This is a genomic window from Natrarchaeobius versutus (assembly GCF_041205745.1).
Taxonomy (GTDB): Archaea; Halobacteriota; Halobacteria; order Halobacteriales; family Natrialbaceae; genus Natrarchaeobius; species Natrarchaeobius versutus.
This window is the reverse complement of sequence record NZ_JBGFCC010000009.1, coordinates 1-26,170: the sequence shown is the minus strand read 5'-3', so window position 1 is coordinate 26,170 and position 26,170 is coordinate 1. Positions and strand designations below refer to the sequence as shown.

Genomic DNA, 26,170 nt, shown 5'->3' with positions numbered 1-26,170 from the left:
AAAACGTCAACTAATCAGTATTGTTGTGGTTATACACGCGAGTCGAATTAAACACATCTAGTTTCAATTCCGGCACCCATCACCAAATATGCAAAGTATTATAGTTATGTGCATTGGGGTACCACGGCACAGGCTGGCATGTACCAGTCGGAACCACCATGGAATTCAGTGGGACGTTCGAACTCGAGGAAACGACCGTCGACGAGGTATGGCTCGCGCTCTCGGATCCAGCGTTGGTCGAGCAGTCGTTACCGGGGTGTCAGTTTCTGGTTCCGGTCGAGGAGAGCGACGTCAACTTTGACGAACTACGCGATGACGCGTCCGCTTGGCCGGACGAACCGGACGCCGATCCCGCGGCGATCGCCGAACGTGCGTTCGAGGAAGATCAACGGTACGCGGCGCTGATGCAGATCAGCGTCGGGCCGGTCAATCCGACGTTCGAGACGGTGGTGACGGTCGATGACCGGGACTACCCGTCGATGTCCGCCGTCGGCGAGGGCACCTCGAGCAACAGCTCCTTCGAGATGGCCTCCGGGATGCGCCTCGCGGAAACGGAAGACGGCGTCGCCGTCGAGTGGGAGACCGAAGCCGACGTGTTCGGCAAGATCGCCCAGATGGGCCAGCGCGTCGTCAACCCGGTCGCGAATCGGGTCGTCAAGCGCTTTTTCTCGTCGGTACAGGACCAGCTCCGGGAGCGCCAACTCGCGGATCTCGAGGAGAGAACCGATGCAGGGGAATCGAACGCCGATGAAACGAACGCGGATGGAACGGACTCGAGTGACGACGACCGAGGGCTCGTCGACAGGGTACTCGGCCGTTCGGATGGCGACACGACGGACACCAAAAGATGACTGAACACGACATCACGTTGACGGTCAACGGCACAGATCACGAACTCGCGGTGAAATCGCGGACCCTTCTGGTCCACGCGCTCAGGGACGAACTCGGTTACACCGGGACGAACGTCGGCTGCGAGAGCAGTCTGTGTGGCGCGTGTACGGTTCACCTCGACGGCGACGCCGTCAAATCCTGTACGGTGTTGGCGGTCCAGGCCGACGGCGCGGCGGTCGAAACCGTCGAGGGGCTGGCCGAGAACGGCGAGTTTCACCCGATTCAGGACGGCTTTCAGGAAGAACACGGGCTCCAATGTGGCTACTGTACGCCCGGAATGATGATGGCCGCGACCGACCTCCTGGCGGAGAATCCCGACCCGGATCGCGAAGAGATCCGCGAGGGCTTAGAGGGGAACCTCTGTCGGTGTACGGGTTATCAGAACATCGTCGACGCCGTCGAGAACGCCGCCGACGAGATGCGCTTCGAGGCCGTCGCCGACGGCGGGTGTGAGGCCGGCGATTTCGGGGATCGATGCGACACCGGCTGTGGTTCCGGCGACGTGCGCTGGCCGGACGACGGAGGTGAGGCGAAATGAGCGTCGACTCCGTCGACCCGGACGAGGTCGACGCGGCCGACATCCTCGGATCGGCCATCGAGCGCCGAGAGGATCCCGCGCTTTTGACCGGCGACGCCGAGTACACCGACGACATTCAGCGCCAGGGATTGCTCCACATGGCCGTCCTCCGGAGTCAGTACGGCCACGCGAGGATCGAAGACGTCGATACGAGCGAAGCCGAAGAGATGGCGGGCGTGGTCGGCGTCTACACCCACGACGACCTCCACCGCGAGGAGACGCCTGGCGGCGGCTCGTACTCGTTGCCGGTCGGATGGCTCCTCGAGAGCCTTCGACAGGTCGACCACCCGATACTGGCCGACAACCGCGTCCGGTATCAGGGCGATTCGATCGCCGTCGTCGTCGCGGAGGATCGGTACCTCGCTCACGATGCGCTCGATTCGATCGACGTCAACTACGAGCGTCTCGACGCGGTTACCGATCCAGTCGAGGCACTCGAGGACGAGGCCCCAGCGATCCACGACGACGCCGAGGGAAACGTCGCCTTCGACTGGGAGATCGGCGACGCCGACCGGACCGAGGGGGCGTTCGAGTCGGCGGCTCACACCGCGAGCATCGACCTCGAGAACCAGTTGCTCATCCCGAACGCGATGGAACCGCGGGCCGCGGTCGCCGACTACAATCCCGGGACGAACGAACTGGACGTCTCTATGACTTCCCAGAACCCCCACCTGCACCGTCTACTCATGTCGGGGGTGATCGGACATCCAGAACACAAGCTTCGGGTCAAGGCCCCGGACGTCGGCGGCGGCTTCGGGAGCAAGATCCACCACTACGCCGAGGAGGCACTCGTCGCGTGGGTCGCCAAACATCTCGAGCGGCCGATCAAGTGGACCGCTACCCGCACCGAGACGTACAAGACCGACGCCCAGGGACGCGGCCATCGGACGACCGCCGAGCTGGCCATGGAGGAGGACGGGAACGTCGTCGGATTGCGCGTCGATACGACGGCGAATCTGGGATCGTACCTCTCGACGTTCGCGCCCTCGGTGCCGACGTATCTGTACGGGACGTTGCTCTCGGGACAGTACGACGTTCCGGCGATCCACTGTACGGTGACCGGCGCGTTCACGAACGTCCCGCCGGTCGACGCCTATCGGGGTGCCGGCCGACCGGAGGCGTCGTTTCTGATCGAGCGACTCGCCAAACTCGGCGCCGAGGAGGTCGGGATGGACCCCGCGGAGTTCCGCCGCCGAAACTTCGTCCCCGACGACGCCTTTCCCTACGAGACGCAAGTCGCCGTCGTCTACGACAGTGGCGACTACGAGAAGACGCTCGATCGGGCCCTCGAGATGGTCGACTACGACTCGTTCCGCGAGCGCCAGGAAGAGGCCCGCGAGGAGGGGCGATACCTCGGCGTCGGATTCTCGTGTTACATCGAGGCCTGCGGACTCGCACCGTCCGAACTCGCCGGCCAACTCGGCGCACAGGCCGGCCTCTGGGAGTCGAGTCTCGTCCGGTTCCACCCGTCAGGAACCGTCACCGCCTACTGTGGCACGTCGGGGCACGGACAGGGCCACGCGACGACGTACGCACAGATCGTCGCGAACGAACTCGGCATTCCCTACGAGGACATCGAGGTCGTCGAGGGCGATACCGACGAGATTCCACACGGAATGGGAACCTACGGCTCCCGGTCGGCGGCGGTCGGCGGTAGTTCGCTGGTCGAAAGTTCGCAGAAACTCGTCGAGAAGGGCCGCAAGATCGCGGCCCACCAGTTAGAGGCGGCGCCCGACGACATCGAGTTCGAGGACGGCGAGTTTCGGATCACCGGCGCACCCGACCGCTCGATCGGAATCAAGGCGGTCGCCCAGCAGTCGTATCTCGCACACGACCTCCCCGACGGGATGGAGCCGGGTCTCGAGGCCACTTCGTTCTACGATCCGGACAACTTCGTGTTCCCCTTTGGAACCCACGTCGCGGTCGTGGAGGTCGATCCGAGATCGGGGGAGATCGAGTTCGAGCGATACGTCGCCGTCGACGACGTCGGCAACCAGATCAACCCCAAAATCGTCGAGGGACAGGTCCACGGCGGCGTCGCCCAGGGAATCGGCCAGGCGCTTTACGAAGGTGCGGAGTACGACGCGAACGCACAGCTTCTGACGGGGTCGATGCAGGACTACGCCGTCCCCAAAGCGATGCACGTCCCGGAGATGGAGACCGATTCGACCGTAACCGAGAGTCCACACAATCCACTCGGCGTCAAAGGCGTCGGCGAAGCCGGAACGATCGCGGCCCCACAGGCAGTCGTCAACGCCGTCACGGACGCTCTCGAGCCGTTCGGGGTCGACCACATCGAGATGCCGTTGACGGCCGAACGAGTGTGGTCCGCCGTCGAGGGGCAGACCGCGGCGGACGGCGGAACCGGTGATTCCGACACCTCCACCGACCAGGACGCCGCCGTGGACGACGGAGGTGATCGGTGATGTACCCCGACGAGTTCGAGTACTGCGAACCCGAAACTGTCGCTGACGCGATCGATCTGCTCGAGGAACACGAACCGAACGAAACCGAACTGCTTGCCGGCGGCCACAGCCTGCTCCCCGCGATGAAAACCGGCCTCTCGAGTCCGGAGGTGGTGATCGACATCGGCGACGTCGACGAACTCCACGGCATCGCCGTCGACGACGACACCCTCTCGGTCGGCGCGATGAATCGCTACAGCGACCTGCTCGCGACTGCGGATGTCCACGATCACGCACCGGCGCTGGCCGCGGCCCTCGAACAGGTTGGGGACCGCCAGGTTCGCAATCGTGGAACGATCGGCGGCAACCTCGCCCACGCGGATCCGGCGTCGGATCTCCCCGCCGCGGCGCTGGTTTCGGACGCGAGTTTCGTCGTCGCCGGACCGGACGGGGAACGGACGGTTCCGGCCGAGGAGTTCTACTACGGAATGTACGCGACGGAACTCGGTCCCGCCGAGATCCTCACGCGGATCGAGATCCCCTCGGCGTCCGATGCCGTCGGCACCTACGCGAAGAAGGCGAGTCCATCCTCGGGGTACGCGATGGTCGGCATCGCGGCGCTACTGACGGTCGACGACGGAACCGTCACCTCGGCCAAAATCGGGGCGAACGGCGCGATGGACCACGGCGTACGACTCGAGCCGGTCGAGGAGGTCCTGGTCGGCGAATCGCTCGACGAGGAGACGATCTCGGTGGCCGCCAGTCACGCGGCCAACGGCCTGGATACTGCGCTCATGATGGACGATCTGCAGGCGACAGGCGAGTTCCGCGCCCAACTCCTGGAGGTCTATACCGAACGGGCGCTCGAGTCGGCGACCGATCGAGTCTCCGCACTCGCTGGTTCGGACTGATTTGGATCACGAACGGATCGAACCCGTCCGCGCGAGGTTAACTGTTTTCCACCCCGCCTGTCGATGTCCTTCCCGATAAGAAACCGGATTTGGTTAACATTTCGAGAATGTAATAAATAACGTTATTGGGAGAACCACCGTTGATCGATCTACAGCGGAAACGCTTCGGCCCGAGTACGTGCCGGCCCGCTGTTGGTCTGTCCATGGCAAGTGTAACGAACGAGCGGTATCAGTTACGTATCGATGGGACGTCGACGCCGGCGTCCACTGACGAGTACCTCACGACAGTCGATCCAGCGACCGGCGACCCGATCGCGGAGTTCGCCGCGGCAACAGCCAGTGACGTCGACCGTGCGGTCGAGGCGGCTCGAGCGGCGCTTCCGACGTGGCAGGCGAAATCGCCGATCGAACGCGGGCGGATCGCCCACCGGGTCGCGGACGTCATTCGAGAGAACGCCGAAAAGCTCGCACGAATCGAGAGTCTCGATCAGGGCAAACCCCTCGAGCAGGCCGAAAGCGACGTCGAGGATGCGATCCGGTACTTCGAGTACTACGCGGGCGTCGCCGACAAACTCGAGGGGAAAAGCGTTCCGCGCGGCGAGGGGACCCTCGATATGACCTCTCGCGAGCCCTACGGGGTCAGCGGACAGATTATTCCCTGGAATTTCCCGTTGAGCATCACTGCTCGCGGAGTGGCGCCGGCGCTCGTCGCCGGAAATACCGCCGTGGTGAAACCGGCGCCGACGACGCCGCTTTCGGCGCTTCACTTCGCCGAACTCTGTCGGGAAGCCGGCGTTCCGGACGGCGTCGTCAACGTCGTAACGGGCGGGACAGAACCGGGCGCCGCGTTGTCCGCCCACGACAGTGTGGACCAACTCACGTTCACCGGGAGCGTCCCGACGGGGGAGGCGGTGATGAAATCCGCCGCGGAGACGATCACGCCGGTCACGCTCGAGTTGGGCGGAAAGAACCCGGCGATCGTACTGCCAGACGCCGATCTCGAGGAGGCGGCGTTCTGGGTCGCGACCGGTATCTTCACCAACGCCGGCCAGGTCTGTTCGGCGGCCGATCGCGCCATCGTCCACGAATCGGTCTACGACGAGTTCGTCGACCTGCTGGTCGACCGAGCCGAATCGTACGAACTCGGTCCCGGCGTCGAGGACGCGGACATGGGGCCGCTCAATCACGCCGATCACTACGAGACCGTCCTGGAGTACATCGACACCGGAGTAACCGAAGGCGCGACGCTCGAGACCGGCGGCGACCCCCTCGATCGGGACGGCTACTTCGTTCCGCCGACGATCTTCACCGACGTCGACAACGGAATGCAAATCGCACAAGAGGAGATTTTCGGACCCGTGTCGACGGTGATCCCGTTTTCCGACCGCGAGGAGGCGATCAAGATCGCCAACGACGTCGAGTTCGGGTTGAGCGGCGGCGTCTTTTCTCAGGACGTCAAGCGGGCGTTGGACACGGCCCGGCGTATCGACGCGGGAAGCGTCTACGTAAACGAGTGGTTCGGCGGGTCGGTCGAAACGCCCTTCGGCGGCACGAAACAGAGCGGAATCGGTCGCGAGAAGGGTCTCGAAGCGCTCGATTCGTACTTACAGACGAAGAACATCGCCATCAATCTCGACTGACGAAATCCGTGTCGACCCGGTGGAGTAGCCGACGATTCAATCGGTGTAACTCCGGTACGTGTCCTGCTTTCGCCTCGAGACGCCGACGACGAGCGCGAGGAATTCGACACCGTCGTTCGGTTGCTGCGAACCGCGGATGGACGACAATCGGAGCGCCGCTACCTGGAGTCCGTAGATTCGTAGGCCGAATCGAAAAACGCCACCTCGAGGGAAACCGTCCGTCGGAACAGCCGTTCGACCCTCGCCTGTCGTCGCGCCGAGAGTTCGGGACCGACGGCGTCGAGTTCGCCCCGGAGCCAGTCGACGAACTCGCGGAAGCCGGGCGTGGCGTGGAGATCGATCCACTCGGCGTAGTAGAATGGAAGATCGGTGCCGGCACTCGGCGGTTCGCGGTCCGGGTCGGCGTACTCGGCGGCGACCGCCGTCGCCCACCCCTCGTAGATCCACTCCGCGGGGACGAGCACGGCGAGCGTCTCCGCGTACCCGCCCTCGGCGGCCGCGCGTCCGAGCAGGTCGACGAACGCCGCGGTCGGTTCGGCAAGTTCGGGATCCGTTTGTCGGGTATCGGCCACCTCGAGGGCGTCGAACGATCGCTCGAAGTAGTCGTTTTCCTCGTCGGTGATCGTATCGAGGAACTCGACGAGCGGCCGTTTCGAGGCCATGCCGGGCGCCTGCCCGACCGCGTGGCCGAACGTCCCGACGAGGTCGCCGACGAAGGCGTAGTCCTGGACGAGGTACTCGGCGTAGGCCTCTTCGGAAAGCGTGCCGGCGCCCAGTTCCCGCGTGAACGGATGACCGACGGCGTCGGTCCAGTCGGGTTCGGATCGCGCCCGGAGCCAGTCGGTAAAGCGCGGCTCCTCGTCGTCCGCTTCGGCCGCAAATTCCGCGTACGTTTCGGGGGCGGTTCCGCCGTCGGTCTCGAGACGTCGACCGGTGCTCTCCCCGACGCCGTCGCCGTCGATCACAGCTCCCACCCCTCGAGCGTGTAAGCCATCTCCCAAAAGCGGTACTCGAGTTTGGCGCTCGTCAGAAACGCCTCGCGCATGGCGTCGTGTTCGCCGGGGTAGCGGTCGCCACACTCGTCGACGAACTCCCGACACCACGCGGTCGCCTCGCGGAACTCCTCGCCGGTGTACATCTCGATGAACGGCGTATACCGGTGTTCTTCCTCCGCGAGATCGGCCATCTGCTCGGCGACGTCGAGATAGCCCTGCATACACGGGTAGAGCGCGGCCGCGATCTCGGCGATCGACCCCTCGTAGGCGGTGCGAACGAGGAAGTTCGTGTACGCGACGCACGTGGGAGCCTTCTCGACGGACTCGAGTTCCGATTGGGAGATGCCGTAGTCGGCCGCAAACTCCCGGTGGAGGTCCATCTCGTGGTCGAGTACCTCGTGGGCGACGCCCAGCAGGTGCGTCATCGTCTCCTCGTCTCGGGCCTTCGAGCCGGCGATCGAGAACAGCCGGGCGTAATCGAGCAGGTACCGGTAGTCCTGTTTCACCCAGTGTTCGAACGCCGCCTCGTCGAGCGTCCCGGCGGCGAGTTCGCGGACGAACGGGTGGTCCATCTGTGCCTCCCAAACGTGCGATCCCTCCTCGAGCAGTCGGTCGCTAAACGCCATACAGTGTCGGAACCGGGCCCACGCTATTATAACTAGTCGATACAAGGTCGTTATACTCCGGATACCTCCGGCACCGTAACGCTAACCAGCCAGGCGGTGAACGACGGGTATGACGTCGCTCGGCGAGGTCGTACTCGTCGCCGCGCTCGCAGGCTGTGCGACCGGGCTCGGCGCGCTCCCGACGCTCGTGACCGATCGCGTGAGCCACCGGGTCTACGACGGTGCACTCGGACTCGCCGGCGGGATCATGGTCGGCGCGGCGGTGTTCGCACTCGTCCTCCCGGGACTCGAACTCGGCTCGCCGCTCGAGGTCGTCGCGGGCGTCCTGCTCGGCGGCGCGTTTTTGCTCGTCGCGAACGCCGTGTTTCCGCACGTACACCTCCGATTTCGCGGCGAGGCCCTCGAGGGGACCGCCATCGCCGAGGAATCGACCGTGGGCGTCGACGAGCCGGGTCGGCCGACCGAAGCGACCGGCGGCGAAGAGACAGAGAGCCGTGTGGACGATCGCGACAATCTGCGTCGCGCCGCGCTCGTGGGGAGTGCGGTGACGATCCACAACGTTCCCGAGGGGTTGGCCGTCGGCATCGCATTCGCCAGCGGTGAAACCGCCCTCGGAATCGCCATCGCGACTGCCATCGCCATCCAGAACGTCCCGGACGGGTTCGCGATGGCCGTCCCCGCCGCTCGAGCCGGCCTCTCTCGGTCGAAAACGGTGCTCTATACGACGGTCTCGGGCGGCGTGCCCGAACCCATCGCGGCCGCGGCGGGATTTGCGCTCGTCGCCGTCGTCACCGGGCTCTTTCCGATCGCCGCCGGCTTCGCGGCCGGTGCGATGATCGCCGTCGTCTTTCGCGAACTCGTCCCCTCGAGTCACGGCCACGGCTACGCCGACACGGCGACGGCGACGTTCGTCCTCGGCTTCGCGATCATGCTGGTCGTCGATACGGTGCTCGCGGTGTAGCCTCGAGTCGGTCGTCACTCGGTTCGATCGATCGTCGGTGTGTCCGTCTGAGGCGGAATGCTGTACCGATCTAACGGTTCGACCGCAGGACGGGTCGCAGTTGCGATGGAACTGGCCGACGGCAGACCGAACGACGCACATCGCGTGCGTACAGCTGTCAAAGAACGACGCATATCGTGTCCGTACAGCGATCAAATCGCGTTCGCCGTCGACGCTCGAGAACGGTTTCGCGGACGGGAGACCGACGACGGTGCCTTTTTCCCGGCAATCGGCGAACACCGCTCCATGACGTTTCCCACGAAGCTCCGGAACCGCGAGTCGCTCGTCGCCACCTGGGTCGCGATGAGCGATCCGTCGATCGCAGAAATCAGCGCCGGCCTCGAGTTCGATGCCGTCGTAATCGACGGTGAACACTCGACGAACTCCCTCGAGACGATCGCGCAGATGGCCCGCGCTGTCGACGCCGCGAACGCGACCGCGGCCGTCGGAACGATCGTCCGCCTCGCTGAGAACGACTCGACGGCGATCAAACGCGTTCTCGACACCGGCGTCGACGGCGTGATGGCGCCGATGATCGAGACGCCGGACGACGCGCGGGCGCTCGTCGAGGCGACCCGCTACCCGCCCGACGGCGTCCGCGGTGTCGGCTTCGGTCGCGCCAACGAGTACGGGGAGGCGTTTCCCGAGTACGTCGAGCGAGCGAACGACGAACTCGTCACGATCGCCCAGATCGAAACCGAGTCCGGACTCGAGAACGTCGAGAAGATCGCCGCCGTCGACGGGCTCGACGGGCTATTCGTCGGCCCCGCGGACCTCTCGGCCGCCCTCGGCATCTTCGGCGAGACCGACAACGACGAATTTCTCGAAGCCGTCGACCGCGTCCTCGAGGCGGGTCACGCCGTCGACAAACCCGTCTCGATACTCGCACTCGAGAAACGGGAGATCGGGCGCTGGGTGGATCGTGGCTTCGACTTCGTGGTAGCCGGCGTCGACGTCGACTACGTGAAAGCGGGCGGCCAACGCGCGAAGGCGGCGTTCGAGGACGCGGTCGGGACTCGAGACGAGTAATCCCCTCTCTCGAGTCGCATACGGCACGGTTCTGAAACGAAAATACGACGATCCGCGGACGGAACGGGAAACGTACGAAAACGGGATGGCGGCCTCACACGTCGCGCTTCTTCTGAGTGGTTCCCGGTGTTACGAATGGCGTGATGCGGACGACCTTCGGGACGTTGTGAGCGGGATTCCGTGATCGATCGCGTCCGCGCGAAGCTCCGGCGGTAGCTGAACGGGGACGAGCGTTCACACCGATGGGACGTTCACGCCGACGTTTCCCAACCCGTCATACGGTTCGCTGTACCGATTTACCGGTGCGACCGCAGGATGGGTCGCGGTCGCACCGGAAATGACTTACAGTAAACCGTATCAGAGCCGCTTGCTCACGTACGGCCCGTCCTGGTGATAGCCGAGTTTCTCCCGGTAGTACTCTCGAGCGCCGATGCCCGAGATGACGCTCAGCTTGTCGTAGCCGGCGTCGATCGCCAGTTCCTCCGCCCGTTCCATCAACCGGCGGCCGTAGCCCTGGTGTTGGTGTTGGCCGTCCTCGCCTTCGCCGCCGACGGCGACCTCCGTCCCGTAAACGTGGAGTTCGCGGACGAGCGCGGCGTTCTCGAGTTCCGGCCTCACAGGGTTGTTCGGAAACCGGAGCCGGCAGAAACCGACCAGCAGGTCCTTCTCGAAGTCCTCGAAGGAGATGAAGTGTTCGGTGCCACCACAGGCCCCATACTCCATGACGTCGAGTTCGACGGTTTCGGGTTCCTCGTCGTTCATCCCGGCCTCTCGACACCGGATGCAGTCACAGCGTCCCCCGCGGTCCTCGAGTCGCTGTCTGGCGAGCTGGCGGAGGTTCGACTTCCAAACACCGGCGTCGATGTGGTCGGCGGGGATATCGCGCTGGACGCGCTGAAGTCTAGTGTACCGCGGGATCATTTCCTTGATCTCCGCGACGAGTTCGGCGGCCTCCTCGTTCGAGAGGGGGTCGTACTCGCCCCTGTGCCACCAGTCGTAGGTCGCGGTGTCGCGGACGACCAGCGTCGGGTAGATCTTCAGGTAGTCAGGACGCCACTGCTCGTTTGCGAACAGTTCCCGGAAGTCCTCGAGACACATCTCCGTGCTCATTCCGGGCTGGCCGGGCATCATGTGGAAGCCGACCTTGAACGCCGAATCGCGAAGGCGGCGGTTGGCGTCGATCGAGTCCTGCGTGCCGTGACCGCGGTGCATCTCGCGATTGATGCGCTCGTAGGTGGTCTGTACCCCCACTTCGACTTTCGTCCCGCCAAGATCGAGCATTCGGTCGATCTGCTCGGGGTCACACCAGTCGGGTTTGGTTTCGAAGGTCGTCCCGATGTTGCGGACGTCGTTCGTCTCGTTTTCCGCGATCACGTCCTCGACGTACGTCCACTCGTACTCCTCAGGGTCCTGTGCAAAGCTCTCGCCCTCCGCGGGTTCGGGCTCTTTCTCGACGTCGAAGTCGTTCATCGCCTCGAGGGCGCGCTTGACGAACCACTCCTGGTAGTCGTGGCTCCGGGCGGTCATCGTCCCGCCCATCAGGATGAGTTCGACCTTGTCGACGGGGTGGCCGATCTCCCGCAACTGTTCGAGTCGTAGCGTCACCTGCCCGTAGGGATCGTAGTCGTTCTGGACCCCGCGGGCCGCGGCGGGTTCCTCGCCGGTGTAGCTCTGGGAGGACGAGAACTCCGAGTCGGGGCCGCCGGGACAGTACAGACACTTCCCGTGGGGACACCGCTCGGGCGAGGTCATGATCGCGACCGGCGAGACGCCCGACGCCGTTCGAACTGGCTTGCGCTGGAGGACCTCCTCGAGCTCCTCGCGGCGCTCGAGGGGCGCGTAATCGAGCACCTCGGAGTTTTTCGGCACCTTCGGCGCGGAGTGCTCCGAGCAGGCCTCGAGTTTGGCCTTCTCGACCTCGTCGCGTTCGATCTCGCCCGCGAGGATGCGCTCGACGAGCGTCTCACAGACCTGCTCGAACGCGTCGGTCTCGGTCGGATCGGGCGTCTCGGTACTCACTACAGGGGTTTCGTCGCGCGTGGCGAATAAGCGTGTCGGACTCGAGAACGGAACTCAACCCGGTTGCGGACCGCCGTTCACCGCGTTCTCGTACTGCTCGCGCATTATCGTGTACCAGTGGTGGTCGACGATCCGACCGTCCGGGCGAACCGTCGCGTTCCGGATCAGGCCGTCGTAGTCGCCGCCGAAGCGCTCGACGTCCTCCTCGACAGCGGACCGGGACCTCTCGTTCCCGTCCTCGCCCTCCCGCGGCCGAATCAGGTACTGCGCCCGCGTCCCCTCCTCCCATTTCCTCTCGAGGCCGTCGATGTACTCGGCGTTTCCTTCGGCGTCTCGTGGGGCAACCACGGCAGGTACGCGGTTACCTCCTCGATGTTCGGATTGCGCTGCGAACAGAGCCGGTAGTACTCGAGGAGGTCGACGGTCTCCCGACAGAGCCGCTCGAGGTGGAGTCGGTCGGACCGCAGTTCGTGTAGAAACAGCGTCATCGACTAGACGACGTATTCACGCACTATTGTATGATTTTGTCAGTTGGTAACCCACTTTGTCCACTATAGTCCGGGGCGATCGACCTCGCTCGAATCTCGCGATCGAAAGCGACGGCTCCCTGCGACTGCTGTCAGCGGAGGAACTTAAACGATCGAACTGTGCAGCAAGAAGGACGATCGGACTCGCGGTCGTACCGTGTTCGTAGACAGATGAACGTCGATTGGCTGTTTGAGTGGACTGGATCGAAACGGAGCGAAACGTCGGCGGTAGATCGGCTCTGGACGGCGCTCGGGGCGGCTACGCTCGTTATCGCCGTTATCTTCGTCGGGATCACCGGATACTACGCAGCCGTCGGGGAGGCGGGAGCCGAACCGCCGACCGCCGTCGTCTACGGGTCGACCGGCCTCGGGTTCATCCTGGCTGGAGCGCTCCTGTGGTGGCGCCTCGACGAATCCGAACGGCTCGCCGCGTTCCCCTTGCGCCGGCCGAGCCGGACCGAACTGATCTGGACGCTCGCGTTCGTTCCGTTGGGAGTCAGTGCGTTCGTCGGCGGCGAGTGGATGGCGGGGCTACTCGGGTTCGAGATGGTCTCCTTCTACGACTACGACCTGACGAACCCGGTGACGCTCCTCGCGGTGCTGTTCGGGCCGGTGATCGTCGGCCCGTTCGTCGAAGAACTCGTCTTCAGGGGTGCATTGCTCTCCTCGCTCGAGGGACGGGGCTGGTCGCCCGTCGCCGCCGGTCTCGGGTCGATCACCGTCTTCGCCGGCTACCACGTCTTCGCGCTCGGCGTCGCGGGCGTGTTCGCCATCGCCGCGTGGGCAATATTTCCGACGGTGCTTCGGCTTCGCTTCGACAACCTGACCGGGGCGTGGCTCCTTCACCTCTGCAACAACGTCTATGCCTACGTAATCGCGGTCTACTTCGTGTTCTGATAGCTTGCGTAATCACGGTCTACTTCGTGTGTTATTCGCCGACCGACGCGACGAGCGCGTAGACGACCTCCCGTTCGGCCCGCCGCAACAGATCGGAGGCCGTGCTCTCGGTACACTCGAGTTCCGCCGCGACGTCGGCGAGCGATCCCTCGCGGGGGACGTCGTAGTACCCGCGTTCGGTCGCGATCCGTAACGCACGGTACTGTCTTGTCGTCAACCGATCGGTGATCCGCTGGTCGCGACCGTGATACTCCCCAACGGAGTCGATCTCGACCGACACGACCTCGGCGAGGTCGCCCACCACCTCGCGCAGTTCCCCCACGTTACCGAGGATCGTGACCGTCACGACCCCGTCTTCGACGACGACCGGCGGGACGTGGATGAAGTCGTGCTCGAGAAACGCCGTCCACCACGAGGGGCGCTCGTGGACGTTCGCCTCCTGGAGGTAGACGTAAAACCGCTCGTCGTCGACGGAGCGGATCTCGTGCTGGACGATCTCCGACGCTTCCCTCGCGGCGCGCGCGTAGACATCCGGATCGCCGTGGACGAAACTGAGCTGGTTGAGCACCATTCCGCGGCTCATTCGCCACACGAGCAACTCCTCTCGGACGATCGCGTCGCTCGAGGCGAGCGTCCGACTGAGATCCGACTGATAGACCGGATCCGGCTCGACGGTCAGGTCGACGAACTGCATGGTGGGTGGATTGGGCGGGCGAACGGTAAACGATGGGCGGTGATCGTCGACCGAGACCGGGCCGCCGTCCAGATCTCACGACAGAGTCGGCGTGGCTACCGGCCAACGCGGGACAAGTGGGGGCACGTTTGAGAGCGATTAAGACGAACTCGAGCGCCCCTGAACGTATGAAGGAGTACGCGTACCTGGCCGGTGCGATCGTAACCGAAGTGATTGGCACGTCGGCACTGAAGCTGTCGAACGGGTTCGAACACGCGGCACTAGGTGGGCTCGCCATCGCCCTCTACGTCGTCTCGTTTTACTTCGTGAGTCAGGCGCTGACGTTCCTCCCGGTCGGTCTCGTCTACGCGACGTGGTCCGCGGTCGGCATCGTCGGCCTGGCGGCGATCGGGATCGTCTTCTTCGACGAGACGGTCGACCTCGCCGCAATCGTCGGATTCGTCCTCGTCATCGCCGGCGTATTGCTCCTCAACGTCTACTCGTCGGCGTACAATCCGGCCTGACTCGAGACGGTGGACAACTCAGTTCAATTTCGAACGACGTACAACTCGGTTCGACTCGAGGCGGACGACCGAAACGAACTCGAGGCGGACGACCGAAACGAACTCGAGGCGGACGACCGGAACGGTCTCGAGTGACGAGATCAGTTTCCGGGTCGCGAATCAGATCTCGACGAACTCGACGATCTCGCCCGATTCCCGGAAGCTGTAGATAGTCAACGGCTCGTCAGCTCGCGGACCCATTCCCGGCGAGTAGTCGGGCATTCCCGGTGCGGCGATACCGCGGACGTCCGGTTCCTCCTCGAAGAGATACGCGACGGCCTCGAGCGGCACGTGTCCCTCGACGAGGTACTCGCCGAACTCCACCGTGTGACAGCTTCGGGCGTCCTCGGGAACGCCGAGTTCCGCTTTGACCGCCGGTGGCTGCTCGATCTCGACGACGTCGACGTCGATCTCGTGGGCCTCGAGGTAGGTGGCGTACTCGGAACAACACTCACAGAAGGGGTGGTGGTGCTGGACGACCGAATCGACGGGGAGCGTGCCGGACCACGCCCACTCCGTCAGGTCGCCGTCCAGTTCCGGCGATCCACCGAGCGCGTCGAGACAGCCGCCCGCTCCGACGAGCGCGAGTGCGACCGCCGAACACACATGTCGTCTAGCCGCCATTATTGGCCGTAGGTCGTCCGTCGTAATATACTCCCTGATTACCCCCTCGGCGGGGAACTCACGTCTCGAACTCGAGATCCCGATCCGGGTCACGATCCCGGTTTCGTTCCCCGCGGTCGCGATTCCGCCGGTTCTCCTCACGGGCTTGGCGACGCCAGTGTTCGACGTCCTCGAGCGTCTCGGTCTCGAGCAGGCGCTCGAGTTTTCGCTCGAACTGCTCGTCGGTCAGTTCGCCGGCGGCGTACCGATCGCGAAGCGTCTCGAGGGCGTCGGCGTTGTTCGTCGGCCGCCGTTCGGGATCGACGTTCGGCCGTTCGCCGTCCCTCTCTTCTGTCCCCTCCCCCCACCAGTCATCTTCGGATTCCCCTTCGCCCCACTCCCACCACTCCTTGCGGTCTTGCTCGTCGCCGAAGAAGAGTGCAACCAGCGGAACGACAACGATGTAGCCGACGAGCAAGAACGGAAGCCACCACCACTGGCCGGTAAACAGCCCGACGAGCCAGATACCGGTGACGATCGTCGCGGTAATCTCCGTGACGTTTTCACGGAAGCGCGTCGCGGGATCCTCGGCCATGTCGAATCGTACCAGCGGAAGGCCGAAAGCTGTTTCCACCGGTGGCACCGCTGTCGATCGTTGTGACCCGGAGAACTGGACTGGCGCTGTCCGGTCGGTCGTGGTTACGCGAGCGTCTCGCCGAGGGCCTCGAGGGCCGCCTCGCGGACGGCGTCGCGTTCACCCGGCAGGTACTCGACGTGACCGTCCGCGCCGCCGACGACGCTGACTCCGGCGTCTGGGGCGGCCTCGGCGATCGACTCGCCGAGTTCGCGAACGTCGAGGGAGTCCTCCGCACGCGCGTACAGTTCGTCGTCTCCGACGCCGAGCGTCACCGCCGTTCCCTCATCGCGACGCCGGTGGAGCGCGTCGAGTAGGAGCGTCGTCGTCGGGAAGTTGTATCGGTGCGTGAACGCGTCTGTATCGAGAACGGCGACGGAGACGCCGTCGACGTCTTCGATCTCGAGATTCTCCCGTGCGGTCTCGAGTTCGGTCTCGAGTTTCGCGCGGAACTGCTCGGAGACGTGGGCCGCGAGATCGCCGTCTCGCGGGCGGTCGTCCTCGCCGTCGGCAAACAGTAGGTCGGCGACGAGTTCGCGCTTGTCCTTGTACGACTGGTAGTAGGCCTCGAGCGCGACGGCTTCGCGACGTTCGGAGATCGCGGTTTCGTCGTAGCCAGCGTCGGTCGCGAGCTCGAGGTACGCCTCGGGAGCGTCCACCCAGTAGCTAACGGCCGGGAGATGCTCGACGTCCGCGCGGACGTCCTCGTTGATGTGGGCGGCGATGTTGGCCGCGAGCGCGGTCGAGGTCAGATCGGAGACGTCCGCACCCGAAAGTGACGGCGTGACTGCGGTCGCGACTGCGTCGACGATCTCCTCGTCGGCTCGGCTGTCGTCGACGACGAGCGCCTCGGCGTCGTACAGCGAGAGCAGGTCGTAGCCCTCGACGGATTCGACGGTCGAGCCGACGCCGACGAGCACCACGAGCGGAAGCTGTTCGCCGTGGCGGTCCCGCGCTTCGAGCATCGTGGTGACGTCGTCGGTCGCGGTGTCCATCCCGTAGACGCGGTTGTCGAGCGGTCGGCGCTCGAAGTAGTGGTACTCGGCGTCCTCTCGGGTGTGTTTCTCCCGGACGAGCGGAAGAACCGCCCGTTCGATCGCGGCGCCGGCGACGTAGCCGTCCGCGGTCGCGCCGTGGCGAACGACGACCGGGCGCGCTTCCACGATCGCTCTGCGGATCGCGGTCGCGGCGTCCTCGATCGAGTCTTCGACGGCGCTTACGGCCTCGTGATCGGCGAGCAGGTCGATCTCGCCCGGACGCGCCTCGCGTTCGATCGCGTTCTCGAGTCGATCGCCGACGGCGTCGGCGTCCTCACCCGCGAGGACGTCGAGCGTCTCGGTTTCGACCTGCAGGTCGCCGTGGTGGCGTTCGACCTCGCCTTCGAGGGCGACGACGTCGTCGACACCGACGTCGGGGTAGGCCCTGACGCCGGCTTCCTCGAAGGCGGCACACTCGACGGTTCCCGTCTCGTCTCGCAGTTCGAAGACCGTCGGGCCGCTCGTCTGGCGAACGCTGACGATCTCGCCCTCGAGTCTGACGACGGCTCCGACCTGGTCGTCGATGGCGTCGATCGTCGTCCGGTTGAGGGCGGGTTCGTCGTCGGGCTCTTCGCGGTCGGCAGTCGGGGTCGAGGCGGCCGCCGTCTCAGTCGCGACGGAGCCGCTCCCGCCGGCGACGGCCTCCGTCGTGTTAGGTGTCTCAGGTGTCGGCTGTTCGGCGGGTTCTCCCTCGGAGCTGGAGTCAGCGGGCTGTTCCGCGTCGTCGCCTCCGGCTCTCGATTGGCCGTCCGAGTCTGCCCCCGAGTCGGTTCCGCCCTCGAAGTCTTCCGGCCGGAACTCGTCGTCGGCCGTCTCGATCAGCTTCCCGCGGAAATCGCGTTCGCTCTGGCGAATCGACCAGCCGAGGTCGACGTTGCCGTTGTCTCGAACGTCGAGAACCTGGACGTAGACGTCGTCGCCGGGTTCCCAGTCGAGACTCTCGAGTCGTTGATCTAGTTCGCTTCTGTGCAACAGACCGGTGACGTGATCTCCGACGTCGACGAAGACGCCGAAGTCGGCGTAGCCGTCGACGGTCCCCCGGTAGTATCGGTTCGGGGTGAGCTGGGAGGGCGCGTTGCCGTGAAATTCGAAGACGACGTCCTCCTCGTGGCTCTCGCAAATTTCACCGTCAACGGGTGTGCCGCAGATGATGCAGTTACCCATCTACTGAGTTCAAGCAGTTTCGCCCTAAAACGGTTGTCGAAATGCGTCCGCGCCGCGTCCGCGATCGATATCGGGTATCTCAATCGTCAGATCAGTCGAATACCGGCGACTCCTCCTCGAGTTCGTCGATCTCGTCGACGAGTTTCTTGACGTGGTCGGGGAACAACGACACCTGTATCTCGTTTCCGTCGTCGTCCTCGAAGACGAGTTTGACGCGTTTGTCGCCGAACTCGCGGGCCTCGGCGTTCTCGACGTCGAACAGCTTGACCGTCGCCGACTTGTTTGTCGGGCCGACGTTCTTGATCGATCCCTCGTTCAACTCCACCATGAACTCCTCTAACGTCAGTGCGAGCATACCCGCCGTAGGTGCCCCGGATAAAAAACGACACGGCATCGTCGGTGGCGATCGTGAGAACGCACCGACGCCGATCGCGTCGCGACCGGACCGCATGCGTGGTGTGTCAGATTCGCGTGCGGCGTGTGGGCGTTCCGACAGCTATCGCATAAATGTTGGTGATCGTACATTGGGCGAATGCCCCGATAACGGGTCGTCGACGCGGGTCCGCCGCCGTCACCTAGGCGGCGTCAGCTCGACCTCTCACCACCTTTAAGTCGCCGTCTGGGCAACTGTCGGGGTGCTATGGAACTCACCTGGCACGGCCACTCGACGTGGCACGTCACCGTTGGCGGGACGGAACTGCTGATCGACCCGTTCTTCGACAACCCGAAGACGAACCTCGAGCCGTCGGACGTCGACGACCCCGACTACGTGCTCCTCACGCACGGCCACGCGGACCACATCGCCCACGCGGGCGAGTTTGCCGAGGCGACGCTGGTCGCGACGCCGGAACTCGTCTCCTACTGCCAGGAGGAGTTCGGCTTCGAGGACGCCGTCGGCGGAATGGGCATGAACTTAGGGGGCACCGTCGAGTGTGGCGACGCCTACGTCACGATGGTTCGCGCCGACCACACCAACGGGATCATGACCGAGTACGACGTCGACGCCGGCATGCCCGCCGGGTTCGTGATCTCCGACGCCCATCCGAACGACGCGGGCGCGGACTCGACCGCCGTCTACGACGCCGGGGACACCGCACTGATGAGCGAGATGCGCGACGTCGTCGGCGATCACCTCGAGCCCGACGCAGCCATCGTCCCCATCGGTGACCACTTCACGATGGGGCCGCGACAGGCCGCCATCGCCGTCGACTGGCTCGACGTCGACCACGCCTTCCCACAACACTACGATACGTTCCCACCGATCGAGCAGGACCCCCAGGATTTCGTCGACGACGTCGACGACGCCGAGGTCCACGTCCTCGAGGGCGACGAGACGTTCGACCTCTCCTGAAGCCGGCGGTTCACGACGTGCGTTTTTCACTCGAGACGCTCGGAAGTGCGCCCGCTCGCGGACGTCATACCAACACGTTTATCGAATGAATATTATCAGTTGATGTACTGTCAATCGTCGTCGTTCCACTGCAGGTCGTGACAATCGGACTGTTCGTCGGTGCCGTCGTTCTCGTGGTAACCATCGTCGCGCTCGTCGACGCGATCGAGGTCGTCGACCAGGACGATCGGAAGATCCTGTTCGCCTTCGGCGAGTATCGAGATACGCTCGAGCCGGGACTCAACGTGACGTCGCCGTTCGTCTCGTGGACGGAATCGGTTCCAGCGGGTCTCCAGACCGCCGGTGTCTCGCTCGAGGACGTCGAGACGGCCGACAGCGTCCTGGCGGCGGTCGCCGTCCGGGCGGACGTCGAGATCGTCGACGTGGAGAAGGCCTACACCGAGGTCGACGACTACCAGTCGTCGTTCGTCGGCCTGGTTCGATCCATGGCGAAACGTGAACTCCGGCGGGCCGAGACGGAGACGGTGTCCGACGAACCCTACGAAATCGAGCGGCGAATTCGCGACGACCTCGAGGAGACGGTCGACGACTGGGGGCTCGTCGTACCGGCCGTCGAACTCGAGGCGGGACCCGACGCCGAATCGCCACGGTAGTCTCGCGCTCGGAACCAAACGTAGAAATGGTTTTGGCGTAGTATCTCCGACGTGGAATATACTCGAGATCACTTCGACTCCCTCTACGACGACGATGACGGCGATCCGTGGGGGTTCTGGGAGAGCGAGTACGAAGCGCAAAAGTACGATCGGACGATCGCATCGGTCCGCGATCGGCGCTCGAGCGACGAGATCGAATCGATCCTCGACCTCGGCTGTGGAAACGGCGCCGCGACGGCGACGGTCGCCGACGCGTTTCCCGACGCGAACGTAACCGGCGTCGACGTCTCCGGGCGGGCGCTGGAAACCGCCCGCAAACGGGCACCCGAGCCGACCTACCGGCGGGCAGACGTCGTCGACTTCGTCGCGGAGACGGACCGAACGTTCGACGTCGTCCTCGACATCGAGTGTCTCTGTTACCTCGCGGCCGACCACAGCGTGACCCGGTTTCTGGCGTTCGCCGACGACCTCCGCGACCTCGTCGCCGACGACGGCCTGTTCGTCTCGACGCACGTTCACATGCCTCGCGACGGCGGTCCGTCGATCGAACAGGCGCGAACGGCTCGGACCGTTCGCCGAATCCTCGAGACGTCGTTCGAGACGGTCGGCCGGGACCGCTACGTCGAGTGCAAGCGGACGGCGCTCGATCCGGACGAGCCGTCGGAACAGCCCTACGAGGTCTGGACGATGCGACCCCATCCGCTCGAGTGACCTGCGGAATCGATTCACCCGTGAATCCCGGTGATGTCGACCGTTTTACGCCGAGCGATCGAACGCGGTGAGTCGGGAACAACGTTTACGGTACCGGGTGTGGACGTCCCGACTGCTATGGCGAAAGAAGTCACCACTGTCTCCGAGGAGGGGTTCAGCGCCACGAACGAGGTTCGCGACTTCGAGACGACGATCGACGCGAACGGCGAGGACGCGCCGGATACCCTCGAGAGCCTGCTCGCGGCCTACGGCTCCTGTTACGTGCCCGCCCTTCGGGTCGGCGGCCAACAGCGCGGCGTCGAGGAGATGGGGCGCATCGAGATCGAGACGACCGGCGAACTCAACGACGACGACAAACTCGAGTCCGTCTCCTTCGACGTCCGCGTCGAAGCGGCGGTCGACGACGATACCGCCGAGAAGGTCGTCGAGCGCGCGGACGAACTCTGTAAGGTCCACGACGCGCTGAAGACGGACCTGCACGCGGAGACGTCCCTCGAGGGAGACGCCTTCTAAGTTCGGAGCGGAGTTCCGGGGTGGTCTCGAGGAAATCGAGGCTTCGAAACGATCGAGATTTCGAGATGACCGAGGCCGACCGATTCGTCGGTCGACCGTCGTCACCTCCCGTCGTCGACCACCGTCACCTCGAGGGGCTCGGTTTCGATCACGACGCGGTAGCCCTCGTACTCGAAGCGGACCGAGACCTCGGTCGGGGACTCGAGTAGCGAGACCAACGCGTTGGTGTCGACGCTCTCGTACAGCGGTGAGGGTGCTGTACGGTCTCGACCTTCACGGGCCGCGACACGATCGAGTACCGTAGCGAGTGCTGGGTGCATCGTGATCGGAGACGAATTCGATGATCGTGGTCTCGAACGCCGATCCGCAGTCGGGACACGTGATCGTCCCGTCGGTTGTGTCGGTGCGGACGTCGGTGCCACAGTCGCAGTGTATCGTGAGTCGTGTCATACGTAGCTCCGTCTGGCCCGACGTAGCGGAGCACACCCGGCCGCAGAACCGTCCGCTGGTGGTTCGGTGGAACCAGGGCGAGACTGGTTCGGCGAAACGTCGGCAGGTCTTTATTTCGCCACCATCAATGGATGATTGCTCCCGCGACGCGGGGGTCGTTGGAGCCGGAGTGCTTGATTGGACTCATGGACTCCGGCTCTTGCGCACTTTACGTGCGCGCCTATACGTTATTCAACCAACGTAAAGAACGTTAGGATACTGACTGTAACTGGTGAGCGGATAGGCATCAGCCTGCGCTAGCAGCAGCGTCTGTATCGACGTCGTCGACGAGATCGAGACCGATGTCAAACTCGATCCGATCATAGGGTACCGAGGGCTTGGATGGTAGCCCAGGTCCTCCATCGTCCATTTCGACGATATCGAGCCCCTCAAGCCGTTGGAGATCCCGCGATACGTCACCAACGTCGCGGTCTACGATGTCAGCAGTCTCCCGAACGCTGTCAGGGTCATGACTCCCGATCGCTTGGATCAACTCGAGCCGTTTCGAAGTGAGATGGGTAGTCATCACATCGTACGATGCGAACGAGATCACGCGACGATCGCCCCACTTCTCTGGCTCCTGGTCAGGATCGTCGATAGCCTGTGCAACTTCTAATGCTTCATCACGGACGGTTTCGAGCGACTTGATGGTGATTTCGAGTGTTGTCATGGTCTGGTTGAGTTTCGGGCTGTTAGTATGGGCGAGGTGGTTCGACGTCGTCGGCACGCCAGTATTGGTCGGCTTCACACCAGAATTCGACGAGCAGCGCTTCAATCCCGGGGAAGTCAACCGGTTCAGTGTCGCCGGTCGCAACGTGTTTTTCGTGGCCGATCGTCTTCGAGTGGCTGTTGTCGTATCGGAGTAGGTCGAGGCCGTCAACAGTGCCGAGGTGCATCCGGTATTTGATGCTGGACGGGTACGTTTCGACATCGGACGTCGCGTAGATGACGATGACTTCGCGGAGCAGCGTCCCAACGAAATCCTGCTGATAGAGTGTTTCTACCTCACCCATCTCTACCCGTTGGTATCCTCCCCAAGGGCATAAGCATTGGGCAACGTCCCAAAGGTTAGCTATAGTAGCCACTGAAAGTCATTAGACACCTGATCGCCAGACGGATCGGCGATCAGTGTGTGAATCGTCTCAGTTGTTACTATAAATTTCGGCGCGGCGTTCCGGAGTGGTCTCGAGTCGGACGCGTTCTCCGTCCCGATGGGACACGACTTACGAATTCGTCGGTCGACGGCCGTCAGCGTCTGGCGTCGATATCCGCCACCTCGAGCGACGCGGTTTCGATCGCGACGCGGTAGTCCTCGTGCTCGAACCGGACCGTCACGCCGGTGCCCGTTCGAGTCGGTCACGTCGGCGTCCGTCTCGAGTTGCGGGATCTACGCGTCGGTATCGACACTCTCCTATAGCCACGGGAGCGCCGTACGGTCTCGGCTCACGGGCCGCGACACGAGCGAATACCGGAGCGACCGCTCGGGGGTTCGTGATCCGGGACGAATTCGATGATCGTCGTCTCGAACGCCGATTCGCAGTCGGGGCACGTGATCGTCCCGTCGGTCGTGTCGGTGCGTACGTCGGTGCCACAGTCGCAATGTATCGTGAGTCGTGTCATGCGTAGCTCCGTCTGGCCCGACGTAGCGGAAACGACCCAGCCGAAACCCAGCAGTGTGATTCGGTGGATGGATCAGACTGGTTCGACGAAACGTCGGCAGGTCTTTATTTCGCCACCGACAATGGATGATTGCTCCCGCGACGCGGGGGTCGTTGGAGCCGGAGTTCTTGCCTCCAAGCTAAGCACTCCGGCTCTTGCGCACTTTACGTGCGCGCCTACACGTTATTCAACCAACGTAAAGAACGTTAGGATACTGACCGTTGGTAGCGGCAGATGGGGCGCTGGATACCGAAACACGTGAACCGCCACAAAAGTCCCATCCACGATGGCCTGTTCGGTCGACCGGCACGGCTGGGAGTTCGTGCACTCGAGGAACTCGTCGTCGACGTGGAAGTCGATGCCGTCGAAGAAGTTCGAAACGCCCGCGAACGGCTATGAAGCCCAAACCGCCACGGGCCTGTTGTGAAAGGAAACTATCCGGGCCAGCCACTCTGTGCGGATGCTTCAGTTTCCGTCGACCTGTATCGAAAACTCCTCAGTGGTCGTGTCTGAGGAGATCCTCCCACTTGGTGTAACGCTGACCGCGTACTGGTATTCGCCAGGTGGTGAATCGGACGAAACGTGAATCGGCACTTCCACGGTGACGCTCCAGTGAGTGAACCGCCAGTACCAAACCGGTGGATCTGTCTGCACTGTCGAGGATGAGCTTGGACTGCGTTCGGCATTGTCCAGGTCGAACGTCACGTGGTCTTCGTCCGGCAATCCCTCGAATCTGAGTCCCCGAACTGATTGTGCGTCTATCGAGAGCGTCGTCTCCTCTCCGGGGGAGAGCGTCGGCTCATCGCCAGACACGCCCGGTGATCGAACTCGAGCCACACATCCCGAAAGAGATGCCGTCGTACCGACCGAGAGCCCGAGAACCGTTCGGCGTTTCATATCGGGATATTCTCCTCAGTAGAGAAGTGCGTTTTCCAATCCGTTCGGTTAAATCAAACTCCTCGAGTGGAATGTGTAAACGAAGGCACCAGAGATAGCGCTTGTATCGCTCACCTATAGTAGCCACTGAAAGTCAATGCACACCTGATCGCCAGACGGATCGGCGATCAGTGTGTGAATCGTTTCAGTTGTTACTATAGATTCGGGAACGGTTGGAGATGGGTTTGTTCCGCCGGGCCACCGACTGGCCAGCGTTGTCTCTCACACGCTTCACTCCCACTATCCAGTAGTTGGTAGAAAGCGTGTGCAAGAGACAGCGGATGGGAGTCGCACGACGACGTTATTTATTTTACTGCGAAAGTCAGTGCACCACCAGCGCACGACACGTGCGAACGCGATGACATCCGTTAGCTAATAAACATTTTTGCGGAGCTGTGCTGAATACAGGGCGTGTCTCTCACATCCTTTTCCTATGGGCTGGTAGGTCTACGTCGGTGATATAATATGACGAGGCAGATTCTGTTGACCCATCGTTTATTTAGAGCTATTTGCAGAATTCAGCCAGTTCTTGGTTGAGTTTCTCTTTTTCCTCGTAGAAGAGTGCGTGACTACTCTCCTCGAAGGGAACGAGCTCCGTGTTTTCGATTCCGTCGTGGAGCTTCTCCGCCGTCAGCTCGAATGGACAGGTCTGATCGTGGACACCGTGACAGATGAGCGTCGGAACAGAGATGTCTGCGAGGTCGGAACGAAGATCCATCTCCGCGACCGCTTCGATTGAGTCGGCCATGGCCTGCGGCGACGATTCCATGCTCATGTTCCAGAGCCAATCTTTCAGCTCGGGACTCGGGGCGGAGTGAAACAACGAATCACCGAAGTCACTGCTTACTTTCGCCCGGTCCTCATAGCATCCCTCGGCGAGGTCCATGAACGCAGCTTCATCGACGCCTTCCGGAAAGTCGGGTTTCTCGGTCAGAACGGGGCTCGCAGCACCAAGTAGCGCCAGTTTCGACACGTGTTCTTCGTTATGCCGACTCATATACCGGGTGATAACTCCCCCACCCATCGAAAAACCCGCAAGTGTTACGTCATCGACATCAAGTTCGTCGAGAACCGTCTTGAGATCGTCAGCAAACGTGTCGAAATCGTATTCACTCCACGGCTTACTTGACTGTCCATAGCCACGGAGATCAATACCGATACACCGAACGCCCTCCCTCGGGAGTTGGATGTACTGATACTCGAACATCCTGTGGCTCAGTGGCCACCCATGAATAAACACGAGCGGATTACCTGATCCCCAGTCCTGAACGAACAGTTCTACTCCCTCTCCAACGTCTATTCGGGTCATGTTGACCAAGGTTCGGTCCCACACGTAAGCATATAAACACCTAACCAAAATTCTTGACTTTTTGATGGTTCTTCTCCACAAAAAGTCCCTCCTTCTATGTAGAAATTCGATATAAGGTTATGGACTGAGCAGAACATCACCGGGTTGTTCCGCTTCTGCTCAGACAGGTATTTGACAGAATGTTCACTTTTGCTGAATAGATTCTCTGGGCTTTATTCAGTAGGTCCTTTCTGATATTCCGCCGAGATATGGGTAGCCGCTCCGGTAACGCCTTCGCCTGCACTGACTCGATGGAAATTCTGCTAACCCATGAGAGCGTGAATCAAGCATGGGACGCAAGAGACCGACGATCGCTCCG

29 protein-coding genes are annotated in these 26,170 nt (G+C 63.1%); 15 read left to right on the top strand and 14 right to left on the bottom strand.

The features are described from left to right. Positions 1 to 158: 158 nt before the first annotated feature. The 5 genes from AB7C87_RS18550 to AB7C87_RS18530 all read left to right on the top strand — a co-directional run bounded on the left by AB7C87_RS18550 (position 159) and on the right by AB7C87_RS18530 (position 6,424). Complete coding sequence (locus AB7C87_RS18550) at positions 159 to 851, top strand: SRPBCC family protein (RefSeq protein WP_369730997.1); 693 nt, start codon at positions 159 to 161, stop codon at positions 849 to 851. Continuing rightward, positions 848 to 1,429 (top strand): (2Fe-2S)-binding protein, encoded by a 582-nt coding sequence (locus tag AB7C87_RS18545; RefSeq protein ID WP_369730996.1) that lies wholly within the window; start codon positions 848 to 850, stop codon positions 1,427 to 1,429. Before AB7C87_RS18550 ends, AB7C87_RS18545 begins: the two co-directional genes overlap by 4 nt. After that, on the top strand, positions 1,426 to 3,894 hold the full coding sequence (locus tag AB7C87_RS18540; RefSeq protein WP_369730995.1) for a xanthine dehydrogenase family protein molybdopterin-binding subunit: 2,469 nt from the start codon (positions 1,426 to 1,428) through the stop codon (positions 3,892 to 3,894). The genes AB7C87_RS18545 and AB7C87_RS18540 overlap by 4 nt, the downstream gene beginning before the upstream one ends. Continuing rightward, positions 3,894 to 4,784 (top strand): FAD binding domain-containing protein, encoded by an 891-nt coding sequence (locus tag AB7C87_RS18535; protein WP_369730994.1) that lies wholly within the window; start codon positions 3,894 to 3,896, stop codon positions 4,782 to 4,784. Before AB7C87_RS18540 ends, AB7C87_RS18535 begins: the two co-directional genes overlap by 1 nt. Before the next feature lie 203 nt (positions 4,785 to 4,987). After that, entirely contained in the window at positions 4,988 to 6,424 is a 1,437-nt protein-coding gene (locus AB7C87_RS18530) for an aldehyde dehydrogenase family protein (RefSeq protein WP_369730993.1), read from the top strand. A 158-nt stretch (positions 6,425 to 6,582) separates the two neighbouring features. Here the strand turns inward: AB7C87_RS18530 and AB7C87_RS18525 are convergent, their stop codons facing one another. Beyond that, a complete protein-coding gene (locus AB7C87_RS18525) occupies positions 6,583 to 7,389 on the bottom strand; it encodes a TenA family protein (protein ID WP_369731202.1) in 807 nt (268 codons plus the stop codon). Then, complete coding sequence (gene tenA / locus AB7C87_RS18520) at positions 7,386 to 8,045, bottom strand: thiaminase II (protein ID WP_369730992.1); 660 nt, start codon at positions 8,043 to 8,045, stop codon at positions 7,386 to 7,388. Before tenA ends, AB7C87_RS18525 begins: the two co-directional genes overlap by 4 nt. Positions 8,046 to 8,154: 109 nt before the next feature. Between tenA and AB7C87_RS18515 the strand changes: the two genes are divergently transcribed. Next, positions 8,155 to 9,006: a ZIP family metal transporter gene (locus AB7C87_RS18515; protein ID WP_369730991.1), complete on the top strand. Its 852-nt coding sequence runs from the start codon at positions 8,155 to 8,157 to the stop codon at positions 9,004 to 9,006. A gap of 285 nt (positions 9,007 to 9,291) precedes the next feature. Continuing rightward, positions 9,292 to 10,074, top strand: a complete 783-nt coding sequence (locus tag AB7C87_RS18510) for an HpcH/HpaI aldolase family protein (RefSeq protein WP_369730990.1) — start codon at positions 9,292 to 9,294, stop codon at positions 10,072 to 10,074. 357 nt (positions 10,075 to 10,431) lie between these two features. Here AB7C87_RS18510 and AB7C87_RS18505 read toward each other — a convergent pair whose 3' ends face one another. Next, positions 10,432 to 12,093, bottom strand: a complete 1,662-nt coding sequence (locus AB7C87_RS18505; RefSeq protein WP_369730989.1) for a tRNA uridine(34) 5-carboxymethylaminomethyl modification radical SAM/GNAT enzyme Elp3 — start codon at positions 12,091 to 12,093, stop codon at positions 10,432 to 10,434. A gap of 54 nt (positions 12,094 to 12,147) precedes the next feature. Beyond that, positions 12,148 to 12,441, bottom strand: a complete 294-nt coding sequence (locus AB7C87_RS18500) for an SDR family oxidoreductase (RefSeq protein WP_369730987.1) — start codon at positions 12,439 to 12,441, stop codon at positions 12,148 to 12,150. A gap of 350 nt (positions 12,442 to 12,791) precedes the next feature. Between AB7C87_RS18500 and AB7C87_RS18495 the strand changes: the two genes are divergently transcribed. Next, positions 12,792 to 13,517 carry a CPBP family intramembrane glutamic endopeptidase gene (locus AB7C87_RS18495; protein ID WP_369730986.1) on the top strand — a complete coding sequence of 242 codons (726 nt, stop codon included), beginning with the start codon at positions 12,792 to 12,794 and terminating at the stop codon, positions 13,515 to 13,517. Between the two features lie 31 nt (positions 13,518 to 13,548). On the opposite strand, the gene AB7C87_RS18490 is transcribed toward AB7C87_RS18495, so the two are convergent. After that, positions 13,549 to 14,211 carry a helix-turn-helix domain-containing protein gene (locus AB7C87_RS18490; protein WP_369730985.1) on the bottom strand — a complete coding sequence of 221 codons (663 nt, stop codon included), beginning with the start codon at positions 14,209 to 14,211 and terminating at the stop codon, positions 13,549 to 13,551. 167 nt (positions 14,212 to 14,378) lie between these two features. Here AB7C87_RS18490 and AB7C87_RS18485 point away from each other — a divergent pair, with 167 nt between their 5' ends. Both AB7C87_RS18485 and AB7C87_RS18480 read left to right on the top strand, forming a co-directional pair. Further along, positions 14,379 to 14,714: a DMT family transporter gene (locus tag AB7C87_RS18485; protein ID WP_369730984.1), complete on the top strand. Its 336-nt coding sequence runs from the start codon at positions 14,379 to 14,381 to the stop codon at positions 14,712 to 14,714. A gap of 9 nt (positions 14,715 to 14,723) precedes the next feature. After that, on the top strand, positions 14,724 to 14,849 hold the full coding sequence (locus AB7C87_RS18480; protein ID WP_369730983.1) for a hypothetical protein: 126 nt from the start codon (positions 14,724 to 14,726) through the stop codon (positions 14,847 to 14,849). A gap of 24 nt (positions 14,850 to 14,873) precedes the next feature. Here the strand turns inward: AB7C87_RS18480 and AB7C87_RS18475 are convergent, their stop codons facing one another. The 4 genes from AB7C87_RS18475 to AB7C87_RS18460 form a co-directional block, all read right to left on the bottom strand. Continuing rightward, positions 14,874 to 15,377, bottom strand: a complete 504-nt coding sequence (locus tag AB7C87_RS18475; RefSeq protein ID WP_369730982.1) for a DUF411 domain-containing protein — start codon at positions 15,375 to 15,377, stop codon at positions 14,874 to 14,876. A gap of 58 nt (positions 15,378 to 15,435) precedes the next feature. Then, positions 15,436 to 15,951: an SHOCT domain-containing protein gene (locus AB7C87_RS18470; protein WP_369730981.1), complete on the bottom strand. Its 516-nt coding sequence runs from the start codon at positions 15,949 to 15,951 to the stop codon at positions 15,436 to 15,438. Positions 15,952 to 16,055: 104 nt separating this feature from the next. Beyond that, on the bottom strand, positions 16,056 to 18,191 hold the full coding sequence (locus tag AB7C87_RS18465; protein ID WP_369730980.1) for an OB-fold nucleic acid binding domain-containing protein: 2,136 nt from the start codon (positions 18,189 to 18,191) through the stop codon (positions 16,056 to 16,058). A 91-nt stretch (positions 18,192 to 18,282) separates the two neighbouring features. Beyond that, entirely contained in the window at positions 18,283 to 18,546 is a 264-nt protein-coding gene (locus tag AB7C87_RS18460; RefSeq protein ID WP_369730979.1) for a hypothetical protein, read from the bottom strand. Between the two features lie 285 nt (positions 18,547 to 18,831). Here AB7C87_RS18460 and AB7C87_RS18455 point away from each other — a divergent pair, with 285 nt between their 5' ends. The 4 genes from AB7C87_RS18455 to AB7C87_RS18440 all read left to right on the top strand — a co-directional run bounded on the left by AB7C87_RS18455 (position 18,832) and on the right by AB7C87_RS18440 (position 21,419). After that, positions 18,832 to 19,542, top strand: coding sequence for a metal-dependent hydrolase (locus tag AB7C87_RS18455; protein WP_369730978.1), 711 nt, complete (start codon positions 18,832 to 18,834; stop codon positions 19,540 to 19,542). A 137-nt stretch (positions 19,543 to 19,679) separates the two neighbouring features. After that, positions 19,680 to 20,195 (top strand): SPFH domain-containing protein, encoded by a 516-nt coding sequence (locus AB7C87_RS18450; protein WP_369730977.1) that lies wholly within the window; start codon positions 19,680 to 19,682, stop codon positions 20,193 to 20,195. A 51-nt stretch (positions 20,196 to 20,246) separates the two neighbouring features. Next, positions 20,247 to 20,906, top strand: a complete 660-nt coding sequence (locus AB7C87_RS18445) for a class I SAM-dependent methyltransferase (RefSeq protein WP_369730976.1) — start codon at positions 20,247 to 20,249, stop codon at positions 20,904 to 20,906. Between the two features lie 117 nt (positions 20,907 to 21,023). Continuing rightward, on the top strand, positions 21,024 to 21,419 hold the full coding sequence (locus AB7C87_RS18440) for an OsmC family protein (RefSeq protein WP_369730975.1): 396 nt from the start codon (positions 21,024 to 21,026) through the stop codon (positions 21,417 to 21,419). Positions 21,420 to 21,520: 101 nt separating this feature from the next. Here the strand turns inward: AB7C87_RS18440 and AB7C87_RS18435 are convergent, their stop codons facing one another. From AB7C87_RS18435 to AB7C87_RS18425, 3 genes are all read right to left on the bottom strand, one after another. Continuing rightward, positions 21,521 to 21,739: a HalOD1 output domain-containing protein gene (locus AB7C87_RS18435; RefSeq protein WP_369730974.1), complete on the bottom strand. Its 219-nt coding sequence runs from the start codon at positions 21,737 to 21,739 to the stop codon at positions 21,521 to 21,523. Positions 21,740 to 22,155: 416 nt separating this feature from the next. Continuing rightward, positions 22,156 to 22,578, bottom strand: coding sequence for an HVO_A0114 family putative DNA-binding protein (locus tag AB7C87_RS18430; protein WP_369730973.1), 423 nt, complete (start codon positions 22,576 to 22,578; stop codon positions 22,156 to 22,158). A gap of 22 nt (positions 22,579 to 22,600) precedes the next feature. Further along, entirely contained in the window at positions 22,601 to 22,921 is a 321-nt protein-coding gene (locus AB7C87_RS18425; RefSeq protein ID WP_369730972.1) for a toxin-antitoxin system TumE family protein, read from the bottom strand. A 904-nt stretch (positions 22,922 to 23,825) separates the two neighbouring features. Between AB7C87_RS18425 and AB7C87_RS18420 the strand changes: the two genes are divergently transcribed. Next, positions 23,826 to 23,966, top strand: a complete 141-nt coding sequence (locus AB7C87_RS18420) for a hypothetical protein (RefSeq protein ID WP_369730971.1) — start codon at positions 23,826 to 23,828, stop codon at positions 23,964 to 23,966. A gap of 66 nt (positions 23,967 to 24,032) precedes the next feature. On the opposite strand, the gene AB7C87_RS18415 is transcribed toward AB7C87_RS18420, so the two are convergent. After that, positions 24,033 to 24,380, bottom strand: coding sequence for a COG1361 family protein (locus AB7C87_RS18415; protein ID WP_369730970.1), 348 nt, complete (start codon positions 24,378 to 24,380; stop codon positions 24,033 to 24,035). 628 nt (positions 24,381 to 25,008) lie between these two features. Next, positions 25,009 to 25,812: an alpha/beta fold hydrolase gene (locus tag AB7C87_RS18410; protein WP_369730969.1), complete on the bottom strand. Its 804-nt coding sequence runs from the start codon at positions 25,810 to 25,812 to the stop codon at positions 25,009 to 25,011. Positions 25,813 to 26,170: the final 358 nt, after the last annotated feature.